General features: G+C 67.3%; 17 protein-coding genes. 4 read left to right on the top strand and 13 right to left on the bottom strand.

The window, feature by feature from the left end; translation table 11 throughout:
- Window positions 1-9: 9 nt before the first annotated feature.
- Window positions 10-2,457, top strand: coding sequence for a ligase-associated DNA damage response DEXH box helicase (locus EDF74_RS13260; protein WP_123730537.1), 2,448 nt, complete (start codon window positions 10-12; stop codon window positions 2,455-2,457).
- The gene (gene pdeM / locus EDF74_RS13255) at window positions 2,447-3,091 is read left to right on the top strand and encodes a ligase-associated DNA damage response endonuclease PdeM (protein ID WP_123730536.1); all 645 of its coding nucleotides are present in this window, start codon (window positions 2,447-2,449) and stop codon (window positions 3,089-3,091) included. The genes EDF74_RS13260 and pdeM overlap by 11 nt, the downstream gene beginning before the upstream one ends.
- A gap of 33 nt (window positions 3,092-3,124) precedes the next feature.
- On the opposite strand, the gene EDF74_RS13250 is transcribed toward pdeM, so the two are convergent.
- The 8 genes from EDF74_RS13250 to EDF74_RS13215 form a co-directional block, all read right to left on the bottom strand.
- A complete protein-coding gene (locus EDF74_RS13250) occupies window positions 3,125-3,397 on the bottom strand; it encodes a hypothetical protein (protein WP_123730535.1) in 273 nt (90 codons plus the stop codon).
- A 256-nt stretch (window positions 3,398-3,653) separates the two neighbouring features.
- A complete protein-coding gene (locus tag EDF74_RS13245) occupies window positions 3,654-4,901 on the bottom strand; it encodes an FAD-dependent oxidoreductase (protein WP_123730534.1) in 1,248 nt (415 codons plus the stop codon).
- 64 nt (window positions 4,902-4,965) lie between these two features.
- The gene (gene cspE, locus EDF74_RS13240) at window positions 4,966-5,172 is read right to left on the bottom strand and encodes a transcription antiterminator/RNA stability regulator CspE (protein WP_019183439.1); all 207 of its coding nucleotides are present in this window, start codon (window positions 5,170-5,172) and stop codon (window positions 4,966-4,968) included.
- A gap of 88 nt (window positions 5,173-5,260) precedes the next feature.
- The gene (locus EDF74_RS13235) at window positions 5,261-6,007 is read right to left on the bottom strand and encodes an S-methyl-5'-thioinosine phosphorylase (RefSeq protein WP_123730533.1); all 747 of its coding nucleotides are present in this window, start codon (window positions 6,005-6,007) and stop codon (window positions 5,261-5,263) included.
- Entirely contained in the window at window positions 6,007-6,561 is a 555-nt protein-coding gene (locus tag EDF74_RS13230; protein WP_123730532.1) for a hypoxanthine-guanine phosphoribosyltransferase, read from the bottom strand. Before EDF74_RS13230 ends, EDF74_RS13235 begins: the two co-directional genes overlap by 1 nt.
- Complete coding sequence (gene nagZ, locus EDF74_RS13225; RefSeq protein WP_123730531.1) at window positions 6,561-7,568, bottom strand: beta-N-acetylhexosaminidase; 1,008 nt, start codon at window positions 7,566-7,568, stop codon at window positions 6,561-6,563. Before nagZ ends, EDF74_RS13230 begins: the two co-directional genes overlap by 1 nt.
- A gap of 67 nt (window positions 7,569-7,635) precedes the next feature.
- Complete coding sequence (locus EDF74_RS13220; RefSeq protein ID WP_123730530.1) at window positions 7,636-8,328, bottom strand: DsbA family oxidoreductase; 693 nt, start codon at window positions 8,326-8,328, stop codon at window positions 7,636-7,638.
- A gap of 45 nt (window positions 8,329-8,373) precedes the next feature.
- Entirely contained in the window at window positions 8,374-8,877 is a 504-nt protein-coding gene (locus tag EDF74_RS13215) for a CYTH domain-containing protein (protein ID WP_123730529.1), read from the bottom strand.
- A gap of 78 nt (window positions 8,878-8,955) precedes the next feature.
- On the opposite strand from EDF74_RS13215, the gene EDF74_RS13210 reads away from it, so the two are divergent.
- Window positions 8,956-9,567 carry a hypothetical protein gene (locus EDF74_RS13210; protein ID WP_123730528.1) on the top strand — a complete coding sequence of 204 codons (612 nt, stop codon included), beginning with the start codon at window positions 8,956-8,958 and terminating at the stop codon, window positions 9,565-9,567.
- A 12-nt stretch (window positions 9,568-9,579) separates the two neighbouring features.
- On the opposite strand, the gene rlmD is transcribed toward EDF74_RS13210, so the two are convergent.
- Window positions 9,580-10,914, bottom strand: a complete 1,335-nt coding sequence (rlmD, locus tag EDF74_RS13205) for a 23S rRNA (uracil(1939)-C(5))-methyltransferase RlmD (protein WP_123730527.1) — start codon at window positions 10,912-10,914, stop codon at window positions 9,580-9,582.
- A 137-nt stretch (window positions 10,915-11,051) separates the two neighbouring features.
- On the opposite strand from rlmD, the gene EDF74_RS13200 reads away from it, so the two are divergent.
- Window positions 11,052-11,786 carry an Hpt domain-containing response regulator gene (locus EDF74_RS13200; protein ID WP_123730526.1) on the top strand — a complete coding sequence of 245 codons (735 nt, stop codon included), beginning with the start codon at window positions 11,052-11,054 and terminating at the stop codon, window positions 11,784-11,786.
- 70 nt (window positions 11,787-11,856) lie between these two features.
- Here the strand turns inward: EDF74_RS13200 and recO are convergent, their stop codons facing one another.
- Genes recO through EDF74_RS13180 form a run of 4 tightly spaced genes read right to left on the bottom strand, consistent with a single transcriptional unit; the run spans window position 11,857 to window position 14,560 of the window.
- Window positions 11,857-12,582, bottom strand: coding sequence for a DNA repair protein RecO (gene recO, locus EDF74_RS13195; protein WP_123730525.1), 726 nt, complete (start codon window positions 12,580-12,582; stop codon window positions 11,857-11,859).
- A gap of 31 nt (window positions 12,583-12,613) precedes the next feature.
- Window positions 12,614-13,510 (bottom strand): GTPase Era, encoded by an 897-nt coding sequence (era, locus tag EDF74_RS13190; RefSeq protein ID WP_121038751.1) that lies wholly within the window; start codon window positions 13,508-13,510, stop codon window positions 12,614-12,616.
- The gene (gene rnc, locus EDF74_RS13185; RefSeq protein ID WP_123730524.1) at window positions 13,507-14,187 is read right to left on the bottom strand and encodes a ribonuclease III; all 681 of its coding nucleotides are present in this window, start codon (window positions 14,185-14,187) and stop codon (window positions 13,507-13,509) included. The genes era and rnc overlap by 4 nt, the downstream gene beginning before the upstream one ends.
- Window positions 14,177-14,560, bottom strand: a complete 384-nt coding sequence (locus EDF74_RS13180; protein WP_123730523.1) for a DUF4845 domain-containing protein — start codon at window positions 14,558-14,560, stop codon at window positions 14,177-14,179. The genes rnc and EDF74_RS13180 overlap by 11 nt, the downstream gene beginning before the upstream one ends.
- Window position 14,561: the final 1 nt, after the last annotated feature.

The raw sequence follows: 14,561 nt of genomic DNA, 5'->3' as shown, positions 1-14,561 counted from the left end.
CGCGAGGCCATGGCCCGCCTGACGGCGTGGTTCGCCAGCCGGGGCTGGGCGCCGCTGCCCTTCCAGAAAGCGATGTGGCGGCACTACCTGGCCGGCGAGTCCGGCCTGCTGCATACCCCGACGGGCAGCGGCAAGACGCTGGCGATGTTCGGTGGGCCGCTGCTGCAGGCGCTCAACGATCCACCGCCACGTACCACCCGCGGCCGCGCAAAGACTCCCGTACCCGTCCTGCAGGTGCTGTGGATCACGCCACTGCGCGCACTGGCCGCCGACACGGCGCGCGCCCTGCGTGAGCCGCTGGATGCCCTCGGGTTGGACTGGCAGGTGGGCCTGCGTACCGGCGATGCCAGCGCGCGCGACAAGCGGTTGGCGCGAGAAGGCCGGCTCGATGTGCTGGTCACCACGCCGGAGTCGCTGGCGCTGTTGCTCAGCTATCCCGACACGATGGCGCGCCTGCAGCACCTGCGCTGCGTGGTGGTGGATGAGTGGCACGAACTGCTGGGCAACAAGCGCGGCGTGCTGCTGCAGTTGAATCTGCGCCGCCTGCGCGATGCCCTGCCCGCGCTGCAGGTGTGGGGGCTGTCTGCAACGCTGGGCAATCTGGACGAAGCGCGCGAGGTGCTGTTGCCCGATGTGCCCGATGCCCCGCTGGTGGCCGGCGCGCGGCCTCGCCCGGTCAGTGTGGAGACGCTGCTGCCCGCTCAGGGCGAGCGCTTCCCGTGGGCAGGCCACCTGGGTCTGTCGCAGTTGCAGCGCGTGCTGGAAAAACTGCTGACGGTGCGCACCAGCCTGCTGTTCACCAACACGCGTGCCCACGCCGAGCTCTGGCATCAGGCGCTGTCCGCAGTGTGGCCGGAAGACCCGGACACACTCGCGCTGCATCACGGCTCGCTCGACCCGGCCCTGCGCCGTGCTGCCGAGGAAGGCCTGCACGAAGGCCGGCTGCGCTGCGTGGTGGCAACCTCCAGCCTGGACCTCGGCGTTGATTTCCCCAGTGTCGATCAGGTGCTGCAGATCGGCAGCCCCAAGGGCATCGCGCGTTTGCTGCAGCGTGCGGGGCGCGCCAGACATCGCCCCGGCGAATCCGGGCACATCGTGTGTGTGCCTTCGCATGCGCTGGAGCTGGTCGAGTATGCCGCGGCACGTCGCGCGCTGGCGCAAGGGCACATCGAAGCACGCCGGCCGCTGAAATTGTCGCTGGATGTACTGGCGCAGCATGCGGTGAGCTGCGCGCTTGGCGGCGGCTTCGAACCGGAGGCCCTGTTTGAACAGGTACGACGGACGCATGCCTTCGCCGCACTGGACCACGCGCACTGGGACGGCGTGCTGGAGTTCATCGTGCAGGGCGGTCGTGCGCTGTCACAGTACCCGGACTTCCACAAGGTCGTGCGCGATGACGATGGCCTCTACCGCGTGCATGACCGCCGCGTCGCGCTGCGGCATCGGCTGTCGATCGGCACCATCACCAGCGATGGCAGCGTCATGGTGCAGTTCCTGCGCGGCGGCCGGCTCGGCGCGGTGGAGGAACAGTTCCTCAGCCGGCTGCGCCCGGGCGATCGCTTCCAGTTCGCCGGCCGCCTGCTGGAACTGGTGCGCCTGGAGAATCTGACCGCCTACGTGCGCGTGGCACGCGGCGGCGATGGGGTGGTGCCGCGCTGGCAGGGTGGTCGGCTGCCGCTGTCGGAGGCGCTCGGGCATGAAATGGAAACGGTGCTGGCCAGCCCACCCGAGAGCCCGGAGATGCAGTGGCTGGCCCCGCTGTTGTCGCTGCAGACGCGCCTGTCCGCACTGCCCGCCCCCGACCGGCTGCTGGTGGAACATGTCCGCCGCCGCGAGGGCCAGTTCGTGTTCGTGTATCCCTTCGCAGGGCGGCAGGTCAATGAAGGGCTGGCCGCGTTGATGGCGATGCGCTGGACGCGGCTGCAGGCCAACACGTTCGGGTATGCGGCCAACGACTATGGCTTCGTACTGGCACCCGCGCGCGCTGTCGAGATAGACGCGGCACGCGTGCGGACGCTGCTCCAACCGGAGGGGCTGCTCACGGATCTGCGCGAGAGTCTCAATCTGGGCGAACTCGCACGACGCCAGTTCCGCGACATCGCGCGCGTGTCCGGCATGCTGGTGCCCGCATTGCCGGGACGCACGCCGCGCAGCCTGCGTCAGCTGCAGGCCTCCAGTGGGCTTCTGTACGACGTGCTGCGCCAGCACGATCCGGATCACATTCTGCTGACGCTGGCCGAACACGAAGTGCTGCACGATCAGCTTGAGCTTGGCAGTCTGGCCACGACGCTGTCGTCCTGCCAGGCGCGCACCCTGAGCCTGCAGCACCCGACCAGCCTGGGGCCGCTGTCCTTCCCGCTGTGGGCCGAACGGCTGCGCGGTCAGTTCAGCAACGAAGACTGGAAAACCCGCGTGCTGCGCGCGGCACAGCAACTGGAGAAACGTCATGGCGCCTGAGCTGCCGATCACCCTCGCTGGCGAAACGGTGCACCTGCTGGGCGCACGTGCGATGTACTGGCCTGCGCGGCACGGCTTGTTGATCGCCGATCTGCATCTGGGCAAGGCCGATCTGTTCCGGCGTGCAGGCATCGGGCTGCCCCGGGGTGGCACGCAGGATGATCTGGAGCAGCTGGGCCGGTTGCTGCAACAGCACGACGTGCGCCAACTTTGGATTCTGGGCGATGTGCTGCATGGCGCCGCCCATCGCGCGGCGTGGTACCGCCAGTGGCAGGGCTGGCGCGAGCAGCACCCGGACCTGTGGATCGGCGCGCTTGAAGGCAATCACGATCGCGTGCTGCCCAAGGCAGACCTGGGTATCGAGTTGCTGGGCGAACGTGTGCAGGAAGGCCCCTTTCTGCTCCGTCATGCGCCACAGCCGCATCCGGGACTGCACGTGCTGTGTGGCCATCTGCATCCACTGGCACGCCTGCCGGGCATGCAACGGCGCTGGCCGGCGTTCTGGTTGCGCGAGCGACTGACGATACTGCCGGCGTTCTCCCGGTTCACCGCAGGCATTGCACCCGTCATGGACGCCGGAGAACGCTTGGTGGCCTGCGTCGAAGACCAGGCCATCGCACTGCCGGCGCGCTAGCCTGGCCAGCGCGCAACGGCATGCACCGCATGCTCAGGCGGCCGAAGCCACCAGCAGGTCCGGCATCAACCGGATATCCGGTGCGTTCGGATTGGGACGCACCGGTTGCCGCTGGATCGCGGTCAGCATGTCGTGTGCGGCGGCACGGATGCGCGGGTGGTGCTCCGGCGCGGCGTGGGTAATGAGGCTGGTGACATGGAATTCGAACACGTCTTCCATCACATCCGGCTGATCCTCATGCAGCATCTGCAGTAGTCCGCGAAGTTTGCGGATTTCACTTTCCAGAGTTTCGGCCGAGAACAGCATTTCAATCTCCTTGGGTTGCGATCGGTCCAAAGGACCGTGAGTCGCAAACGCAGCCCCACAGTACCACCGGTCGGTGGCGCTGCTCTTGGCGATCAGGAATCGGACAGAGCACCAGCGGAAGCAACATGACGCGTATCGAACACGCGCACGCCTGCTGCGTTTGCCTGAGTGTTGTCCCATGCGGCCGGTGAGTCCACCGTCAATGAATGTTATTCACGCCTTCACATCGCCGCGCATGCACTGCTGCGCGTGGTTATCAGCTGATGCGATCACGCGTGTGGGCATCGTTCAATGCCGCCAGGAAACCCGCCGACAACGGCAAGCGGCCCAGCCAACCGCGCTGCGTGCCACTGAGCACGCGCAACATATGACCGCGCCCGCCCGGCACACGCCCCATCGGCTGGAACAGCACATCGCGCGCACGCGCCAGCCCATCACGATCGGACTGGAACAACGGCGTCAGCCATCGGCTCCAGTACTGGTAGATCGCCACGTGCGCGCGCCGTTGTACCTGGTAGGCCTGCAGTGCGGCCTCCAACGCGCCGTGCGCGCGCAGGGCATCGCGCAAGGCCATCGCATCCATCAGCGCCATGTTCACGCCCTGCCCCAGCTGTGGGCTCATCGCATGGGCGGCGTCGCCGGCCAGCACCAGCCGCTCACGATGCCAGCGCGACATCACCGCGTCGCGATAGCCCGCGCGGGCCAGCTGATCCGGTTCACGCACGCCGGCCAGGCGCGCGTGCGCCTGCGGCCACAGGGACGCGATCTCATCGAGCCAGCGCGTCATCCCGTCGCGCTCCCACTGGGCGAACTGGTCACGCGGCAGGCTCCAGAAGAAACTCAACTGCGGCACATCGTGGCCGGGACGCGTGCCGACCGGCAGCAGCCCGATCATCTTGCGGGCCGCGACATAGCGTTGGCGCAGTTCATCCACATGCGGCCAGTCGCCGCGCGGCAGCAGGCACCACAGCGCGCCCCACGGGTACTCGCGGTCGAGCGTGGTGGCCTGCACCTGCGTGCGCAGCGTCGAGGCCGCGCCATCGGCAGCGATCACCAGATCGTAGGGGCCATGCCAGCGGCCGCGCGCATCGCGCAGTCGCCCCTGCGCGGCATCCACCGCCACGATCGCCGTATCAGGCTGGAGATTGCCGGGGTGTTCCCATGCTTGGGCCAGCAGCGAAAACAACGCGCCCCGTTGCATGCCCACGCCATGCAGCCGGGCATCAAGCTGCGCATAGCGCATGTCCATCACCGTGCGTCCGCACGGCGTCTCGCCGTACAGCCGGCGCACGCTGGCGCCGTGGTGCAGCACATCGGGCAGCAGCCCCATCTGCCACAGCACCTCCAGGCCGCTGGGCTGCAGCAGGAAACCGGCGCCGACCGGACCCGGGGTTGCGGCACGCTCGAACACGTGCACTTCGTGATGATCGCGTGAAAGCAGGATCGACAGCGCCTGCCCGGCGGTGCCGTAGCCGACGATGGCGATGGTGCGACGTGGGGACATGCGCGTACTCACTGATGAAAAAAAACCCCGCCGAAGCGGGGTTTTCAATGCGCAGCTGAAAGAATCACTCAGCCGGCACGATGTTCGAGGCTTGGGCGCCCTTCGGGCCCTGGGTCACGTCATAGGTGACCTTCTGGCCTTCCTGCAGACTGCGGAAGCCCTTGGAGTTGATCGCGGAGAAGTGCGCGAAGACGTCGGCGCTGCCGTCCTCCGGCGAGATAAAGCCAAATCCCTTGGCGTCGTTGAACCACTTGACGGTACCGTTCGGCATGGTGATGCGAGACCTTCTTCTATGAATGGGTGGTGTACGCTCAACCAGCGCACTGGCGGAGTATGCAAACCTTGTACCGGAATGACAATCACCCCCGTGCCAATTCACCGATCAATTCGGGCAGGCCGGAGGAGGCAGCGTCCACATTGGCCAGCACTTCGGCCATCGTGATTTCATCGCCATCGCCACAGCCGGCGGCCCAATTGGCCACGATTGCCAGGCACGCATAGTCCAGGCCGAGCTCACGGGCCAGGCTGGCTTCGGGCATGCCGGTCATGCCGACCAGGTCACAGCCATCACGGCGCATGCGCGCGATTTCGGCATTGGTTTCCAGACGCGGGCCCTGGGTGGCGCCATAGCAGCCGCCATCGTGCAGGCGCACGCCGGTCACTTTCGCCGCGGCCAGCACCTTGCTGCGCAGCATCGGCGTGTACGGATGGCCGAAGTCCACGTGCAGCACGTCGGTGCCCGGTTCTTCGCACAGGGTGGAGATGCGGCCCCAGGTGTAATCGATCAACTGGTCCGGGCAGGCCAGCACGCGCGGGCCGAAGTGCTCGGTGATCCCGCCGACGGTGTTCAGCGCAAGCACGCGCTGCGCACCGATCTGCTGGAGCGCGGCGAGGTTGGCACGGTAGTTGATCTTGTGCGGCGGCAGCGAATGGCCTTCGCCATGACGCGCCAGAAACGCTACGCGCTGACCCAGCAGCGTGCCGACGCGGATCGGACCGGACGGCGTGCCGTAGCGCGTCTCGACCTGATGGCTGCTCACGTCGTCGAGCTGTGCCAGCTTGTAGACGCCGGTGCCGCCGATGACGGCGAGAGAGATGTGCTCCATCATTCCTTCATCGCGTAGATGGCCGGCACGCACCGCAGCGTCTCATTGACGTCCATGCCGAACCCGAACACATAGCGGTCCGGGAGGTCGATGCCGGCATAGTCGGCTTTGACGTCCGGCAGTGCGCGGTCGTGCAGCTTGACCGTCAGCGCGGCGATGCGCACATCGGTGGCGCCCTGCTCCAGGCACCAGGTGCGCACGCCCTGCAGCGTGTAACCCTCGTCGAGGATGTCGTCGACCAGCAGCACGCGGCGACCGAACAGCGAGGTGGCCGGCTTGTGCTTCCAGACCAGATCGCCGCCGGTGGTTTCACCGCGGTAGCGGGTGGCGTGCAGGTAATCGAACTGCACGTCCTGGCCACGTGCGCCCAGCTCCAGCGCGAGCTGGCCGGCGAACGGCAGCGCGCCGTGCATGATCGACAGGAACAACGGGACCTCGCCCTTGTAATCGCGCGCGATGGCGTCAGCGATGCCAGCGATGGCCTTGTCGATGGTGGGACGGTCGACCAGCAGGTCGGCCTGGGCCAGGGCCTGGGAAATGGTGAGGTTGGGCATCAGACGGTTCTTCCAAGGGTGTCAAGCAAACGGGATTGGGTAGTGCCATGGCGGGAATCGGCCAACAGGCCGTCCCAGCCCAGCGCGCCACGACCGATCAGGCCGAGCAGCGCAGCAGTGTTGAGGGTGCGGCCTTCGACCGCGCGCAGCGATTCTTCCACCAGTTCGGGGTGGCAGACCAGCACCACGTCGCAGCCGGCATCCAGGTGCGCATCCACGCGCGCCTTGACGCCACCGGCCGAGAACGAGGCGGCCATGCCGATGTCGTCGGAGAAGACCACGCCACGGAAGCCCATCTCCTCGCGCAGGATCTGCTGGATCCAGCGTGGCGAGTAGCCGGCTGGTTCCGGCGCGACCTGCGGGTAGACCACGTGGGCCATCATCACCGCATCGGCGCCGGCAGTGATGCCGGCCGCGAACGGGACCAGGTCCAGCGCGCGCAGTTCATCGAGCGAACGCGGGTCGCTGGCATCGTGGAAATGGGTATCTTCCAGCACGGTGCCGTGCCCGGGGAAATGCTTGAGCGTGGCGGCCATGCCGACGCTGTGCATGCCGCGCACATAGGCGGCGGTGAACGCAGCGACGACCTGCGGGTCCGCGCTGAACGCGCGATCGCCGATAGCCAGGTTGCCACGGCCCAGATCAACCACCGGGGCGAAACTGAGGTCCACGCCGCTGGCGCGCACTTCGCTGGCCATCAGCCAGGCATGCTGTTCGGCCAATGCCAGCGCAGCCTCGGGATCGGTGGCATACAGGGCGTCGAAGCCCTGCAGCGGCGGCAGCGCGCTGTAACCGTCACGGAAGCGCTGCACGCGGCCGCCTTCCTGGTCCACGCAGATCAACTGCGGGCGCGGCGCGGCGGCGCGGATGGCCGCCGACAGCTCGGCCACCTGCTCGCGCGAGGCGAAATTGCGCTTGAACAGGATGACGCCGGCCACGGCGTCGTGCTGCAGCCATTCGCGTTCCTGGGCGGTGAGTTCGGTCCCGGCAACGCCGATCACGAGCATGGGATGTCTCCAATACGGGGCGCCACGATGGCGCACCGCCGCATTGTCGCAGAACCCGCGCGCAGCGTCAGACCTCGCAGCCGTCCGGGCCGCAGCCATCACCGGGCCCGGCAGCTCCTGCGGCCGGGCCTTCCGCTGCGATCTGCCGCAACGCCTGGGCGAAGGCCTCGGCCGGCTGGGCACCCTGGATGGCGTACTGATCGTTGATCACAAAGGTGGGCACCGACTGAATACCCAATGCCTGAGCTTGGGAAAGCTGGGCCTGGATTTCCTCCAGCCCCTCCTCACCCGCCAGCAGCCCGGTGATGCGCTCGGCGCTGAGGCCACCGGCGGCGCCGGCGGCGATCAGGGTCTGCGGGTCGGCCAGGTTGCGGCCCTCCACGAAATGCGCGCGGAACAGCGCCTCGCCGACCGCCGCCTGGACGCCTTCACGCCCGGCCAGCCACATCAGGCGGTGTGCGGGCAGCGTGGTCACCCGGACCTGACCCTGGTCGAAATCCATCGGCAGGCCTTCGGCGCGCGCGGCGGTCTGGGTCTGGGTCAGGATCTGCCGGGTGCGCTCGGCGCTGCCGAACTTGGCCTCGTAGGCCTCGCGCAGCGGTACGGGGGTGGTTCCCGCGTCGGGATCCAGCAGGAAGGGGTGCCAGTGCACCTCCACCTCGGGGGCGTCATCACCCAACAGCGCCAGGCCCTGCTGGAACCGGTGCTTGCCGATCCAACACCAGGGGCACACCACATCCGACCAGATATCGATTTTCATCCGGCCAGATTGTGGGTGCTGCGGAGCGTTTACAAGGTCTGGCGGTCAGCTGCGTTCAGCACTGGACCAGCGTGAAAACGGATGGGCAGCCAGTGCCAGATTGTAATAACGGACCTCGTCGGTGACTTCAGCGCCGGCCCAGTCGGGCAGCGTGATCGCCTGATCGGCGTGCTCGAGCTCGACTTCGGCCACCACCAGCCCGGCGTTCTCGCCCAGGAACTCGTCCACTTCCCACAGCAGTCCCTGGTGCTCGACCAGATGCCGACGCTTATCGATCAGCCCGCCGACACACAGCGCCAGCAGCGCGCGTGCATCCTCCACCGGAATCGGGTAATCGAACTCCTGCCGGGTGTGCCCGATCTCGCGCGATTTCATGTTGAGGAAGGCCTGCCCGCCCTGGATGCGCACGCGCACCGAGGCCTTCTGCGCGCCGCTGTCCAATGCGGCGGTGTCGTTGAGATAGCCCTGCGCCATCGGGATCACCGCGTGCGCGGCAGTGCGCCAGCCCTCACCGGTGACGAGGTATTTGCGTTCGATTTCAATGCCCATGCGCACAGTATGCGGCGATCACCGCACTGCGACCACGGCCGGCTTCTATACTGGCCGACTGCCCTGCATGGACGCCCGATGAAACCCCTCTTCCCCACCCTGTTGCTGACCCTGCTGCCACTGCCCGGGGTCGCCGCGACGCCACCGGCCCCTGCGCAGATCGAAGCGGCCATCATGGCCATGATCGAGGCCGAGAAGAAGCCGGCGGGCTCCGCGCAGGATCTGCTGCTGCAGTCGATGTTCACCCCGCGCGGGTTCGAGCATGGGCCGTGCTTTGCCAGCACGACGGTCACCGGTGCCTACGAGTGCCTGGTCGGCATGGAGATCGGGCTCAAGAACCGCTACCGGATGCTGCGCTTCGTTCCGCAGGGCATGGGCTGGGCGATGCAGCGGGCTGATGTCGCTGCGCCGGTTCCCCCGCGCGAGCGTGTCCGCGAACTGCTCATCGAACAGCTCGGTCAGCGTGCCGCATCCCTCACCGATGCCGCCGCCCGCGACGAACTGCGCGCCTTCCAGCAGCGCGTGCAGATTCTTGCGGTCGACGACTGCGAACTGCACAGCACGCAGTCGCCGGACATCCGCTGCGATATCACCGCGGGCGATGACACCGAGCGCGGCACCTACCCGCAGACCTATGTGTTCGACGCACAGGGCCAGTGGCAGAACGCCGCACCGGGGAACGGCCGGTAAGCGCGAACGCCGTCAGCGCTTTTCGAACACCGCGATGCTTTCCACGTGCGCGGTGTGCGGGAACATGTCCATCGCGCCGGCCGAGACCAGGGTAAAGCCCTGCTCGTTGACCAGGTAGCCGGCGTCGCGCGCCAGCGAGCCGGGATGGCAGCTCACGTAGACGATCCGCTTGAACTGCTTCAGCGGCAGCTGCTGCAGCACTTCGATGGCGCCCGAGCGCGGCGGATCCAGCAGCAGCTTGTCGAAGCCCTGGCGCATCCACGGCGTCTGGCGCTGGTCCTGGGTCAGGTCCGCTGCGTAGAACTCGGCATTCTCCAGCCCGTTGCGCACGGCGTTCTCTTTCGCACGCGCCACCAGGCCGGCGTCACCTTCCACACCGACCACGTTGCGCACGGTGCGCGCCAGCGGCAGGGTGAAGTTGCCCAGCCCGCAGAACAGATCCAGCACGCGCTCGTCCGGACCCGCATCAAGCAGGGCCAGCGCATGGGCGATCATCTGCACATTGAGCTTGGCGTTGACCTGGATGAAGTCCAGCGGGCGGAACGCCAGCTCGACATCCCACGGTGCCAGCTTGAACGACAGCGGCACCTCGGCCGGCCACAGCGGGTGGACCGACTCCACGCCGCCAGGCTGCAGCGAAATCGCGAAGCCGTGTTCCTGCCCGAAGGCGGTCCATGCAGCACGGTCGGCGTCGCTGAGCGGCTGCATGTGACGGATGGTCAGCATGATCGCGTCATCGCCGGCGATGAATTCGATCTGGGGGATATCACGCTTGCCATCGAGGGTTTCGATGAACTCGGCCAGCACCCCCACCTTCATGCCGATTTCCGGGATGACGGTCAGGCACTGGCTCAGGTCCGCGACGAAACGCGGATCCTGTTCACGGAAGCCGACCAGGGTCTTGTCCTTCTTTTCGACGCGGCGCACCGAGAAGCGGCCTTTGCGGCGGTAGCCCCAGCTGTCGCCGACCAGCGGCGGCAGCACGGTGCCGGGACTGACGTGACCGATCCGGGTCAGGTTGTCGATCAGCACCCGCTGCTTGGCCACGATCTGCTGCGACTCCTCCAGGTGCTGCAGCACGCAGCCGGCGCAGACGCCGAAATGCGGGCAGCGCGGGGTCACCCGCTGCGGCGAGGCCTGTACGACCTCGATGGTCCGGGCTTCATCGAAATGACGATTGCGCGCGGTCGGCTCCGCGGTCACCACCTCACCCGGCAGCGCGCCGGTGATGAAGGTGACCTTGCCACCCTCGCCGTCGCGGCGGGCAACGCCACGGCCGTCATGGCTGAGGTCGAGGATGTCGGTCTGGAAGGGGGTACGGTCGAGTCGGGAGCGGGTTCGGGCCACGTGGCAACAGGCTGCGGGCAAAAAGGGTGCGTATTGTCGCAGATACCAACTGCCAACTGACTTGCCGCCCGCTGAAACCGCTTGCAGGCGAGGACTTCGCGTTTAATATGGAGGCCGCTGACATGGAGGCAGCCACAATGCAGATGACCCCGAGGGATCCCATGCCCCGATTCCTGCTCGTCGAGGACGACACCATCAGCCGCGGCTTCTTCAAGGCGGCGCTGGAAACCCTGCCGGCGCAGGTGGATACCGCCGACTCCCTTGCCACGGCCATGGACCGCGCCCGCGGCAACCAGCACGATCTGTGGCTTATCGACGTCAACCTGCCTGACGGCAATGGCACCCAGCTGCTGCAGGAACTGCGCCGCTCGCGCCCGGACACCCCGGCGCTGGCGCATACCGCCGACGGTGACACCTCGATCCACTCGCGCCTGCGCGATGCCGGTTTCAGTGAAACCCTGGTCAAGCCGCTGAGCCGCGAGCATCTGCTCAAGGCCGTCCGCCGCGCCCTGGTGCATACCGCTGGCAGCCTGTCCGCCCCGGCGGTTGCCGGGTCCGACGAGGTCGAAGGCGAGCGCCAGGACTGGGATGAAACCACCGCCCTGGCTGCGCTGAACGGGCAGCGCCACCACCTCATCGCGCTGCGCGAACTGTTCCTGGCCGAGTTGCCCGGGGTCCGCGACGCTGTGGCCCAGGCCCTGCGCGAGGACGATGTGCGGGCCCTGCGCGGGCAGTTGCATCGGCTGCAGGCCAGCTGCGGGTTCGTCGGCGCCGCACGCTTGGCTCGGGCAGTCCGTCAACTGCACCAGGCGCCGGAGTCGACCGGTGCGCAGAGCCGCTTCCGCGTCGCGGTTGACGCCCTGCTGCAGTGAGCACGGGGCGGCAGCCGGGGCACCGGCGCCGCTTGAGTCACCCCGCAACGATGCAGCGGCCCGCCAGGGCCTACGTGCGCCGCCGGGCCAGGTCCTCCAGCATCTCCCATGATTTCAGCCCCCGCCCGCCCAGATGGTGCATCAGCACCGCGCGGATCGGCCGACGCAGGCTGACCAGATCCTCGGTACCGGGCATTTCATCGGCAGCCAACGCCAGCAGCGCGCTGCCGGTGGCGGTACCACGGCGCTGATCCACGCCCCGATCGCTGAGCAGCCGGCGAGGCCCCTCCTGCGGATCCAGCTCATACCGCGCCGCCGGATCGACCGGCTCGTCATCGCTGCCGTGCAGCAGGTCGAAGCCGAAGCCCAAGGCCTCCAGCAGGTCACGCTCGAAACGACGCAGCGTCCACGCCAAGGGCTCTCCGTCACGCAGCCGCGCACGCACCTGCGCGTAATGGTCGTAAAGCTCCGGCAGCGGATCCTGGCGGGGCGCCAGCCGCATCATCAGTTCGTTGATATAGAACCCGGCCAGCATCGCTTCGCCGGTCAACCGCGGCGCGGCGTCCAAGGCCTCGGCGCCGCGCAGCTGGGCCAGTTCGCCCCGCTGCACGGCAGTCAGGCGAATCCACTGCAGCGGCTGCAGGGCCGCGCGCAACGCCTGGCTGCGCGGGCTGGACACGCCCCGCGCGAGCACCCCGATCCGGCCGTACTGCTCGGTCAGCACCTCGACCAGCAGACTGGTCTCGCGCCAGGCCCTGGCGTGCAAGACGAAGGCCGGCTCATCCTCGATGCGCATGGCTCAACCGCCCGGGGCCGGAGTGGCCGGCTTATTCGTAGCCGAACGCCTTGAGCGCGGCTTCGTCGTCGGACCAGCCTTCGCGTACGCGCACCCAGGTTTCCAGGAAGACCTTGGCCCCGAACAGGCGCTCCATCTGCAGGCGCGACTTGGCGCCGATTTCCTTCAGGCGGGTGCCGGCCTTGCCGATCACGATCGCCTTCTGACCTTCGCGTTCAACCCAGATCACCGCGCCGATGCGCAGCAGGTTGCCGTCTTCGACAAAGCGCTCGATCTCGACCGTGGTCGCGTACGGCAGCTCTTCGCCCAACTGGCGCATCAGCTGCTCGCGGACCAGTTCACCGGCGAGGAAGCGCTGGCTGCGGTCGGTGATCTCATCCTCGCCGAACATCGGCGGGGCTTCCGGCAACAACTTCATCAGGTCGCGGACCAGCGATTCCAGGCCGTTGCGCTTCTGCGCCGAGATCGGGTGCACGGCCGCGAACGTGCGGCCTTCGGTGACCTGCTGCAGGAACGGCAGCAGGGCGCCCTTGTCCTTCAGGCGGTCGATCTTGTTGACCACCAGCACCACCGGGATGCCCGAGTCGCTGAGCACGTTGAAGGCCAGGGTGTCTTCGTCATCCCAGCGGCCGGCCTCGATCACCAGCATGCCGGCGTCCACGCCCTCGAGCGAGCCGCGCGCGGCGCGGTTCATCACCCGGTTCATGGCCCGCTTCTGCGCTCGGTGCAGGCCGGGGGTATCGACCAGCACGATCTGGCCTTCCGGGTAGCTGGCAATACCCAGCAACCGGTGCCGCGTGGTCTGCGGGCGATTGGAGACGATGCTGACCTTGGCGCCCACCAGGGCGTTGGTCAGGGTGGATTTGCCGACGTTGGGGCGACCGATGACGGCCACGCTGCCGGAACGATGGGGGGTTGCTTCGTTCACTTGGAATCCAGTTGCTCAAGGGCGGCCGCAGCCGCTTGTTGTTCGGCCAGCCGTCGCGAGGCACCTTCGCCTTCGGTGCTGACAGCGGGGTCGGTTACGCCGCAGCGTACCCGGAAGGTCTTGGCGTGATCGTCACCCGATTCTGACACCAGCTCGTACAGCGGCAGCGCCTTCTGTCGGGCCTGCAGCCATTCCTGCAGGCGGGTCTTGGGGTCTTTCTCCGGCTTGCCGGTCGCCGGCAGGGCCTGCATCGAGGCCAGGAACCACGGCAGCACCACGGTCTGGCAGACCGCAAAACCGGCATCGAGGTAGATCGCCGCGACCACCGCTTCCAGCGCATCGGCCAGGATGGAGTCGCGACGGTGGCCGCCGGTCTTCATCTCGCCGGGCCCCAGGATCAGGCGATCGCCCAGCTGCAGCTCGCGCGCGATCACCGCCAGTGCGCCTTCGCGCACCAGTTCGGCGCGGGCGCGGGTCAGCGCGCCTTCGTCAGCCTTGGGCCAGCGTTCGTACAGCGCCTGGGCCACCATCATGTTGACGATGCTGTCGCCGAGGAATTCCAGCCGCTCGTTGTTGGGCGAGCCGGCGCTGCGATGCGTCAAGGCCTGCGTGAGCAGGCCCGGATCGTTGAAGGCGTGACCTATCAGGTCACCGCGTTGAAAAGTCTTAGTCGGCACCGCGGAGAGTCAAATCCTGGTTTGTGTCAAATTTGCCCACCACATCGAGATTGCCGATCAGTTCACGGCGCACTTCGTAGTTGACCTTCAAGTTCCAGCCGCCATCAATGCGATCGAACTTGATATCGGAGGGCTTGAGATTTTCCGAGTAACTCATGCGAACGCGCTTGAAGAACAGCTCCTGGACCCGTGCCGGCTCCATGTTCGCCACACCCGGCTCCTTGGCCAGGCTCTTCAGCGCCGTGCGTACGGCGTAGTACTCCTGGTACATCGGGAACAGCTTCATGCCGACGTACAGGCCGAAAGCGACCACGATCAGCACCACCAGGAACGAGGTCAAGGTGATGCCGCGCTGCGATGTCATGTTCTTCATT

The sequence above is a fragment of the Stenotrophomonas rhizophila genome (assembly GCF_003751305.1).
GTDB lineage: Bacteria > Pseudomonadota > Gammaproteobacteria > Xanthomonadales > Xanthomonadaceae > Stenotrophomonas > Stenotrophomonas rhizophila_B.
This window is presented reverse-complemented; position numbering and strand designations above follow the sequence as displayed.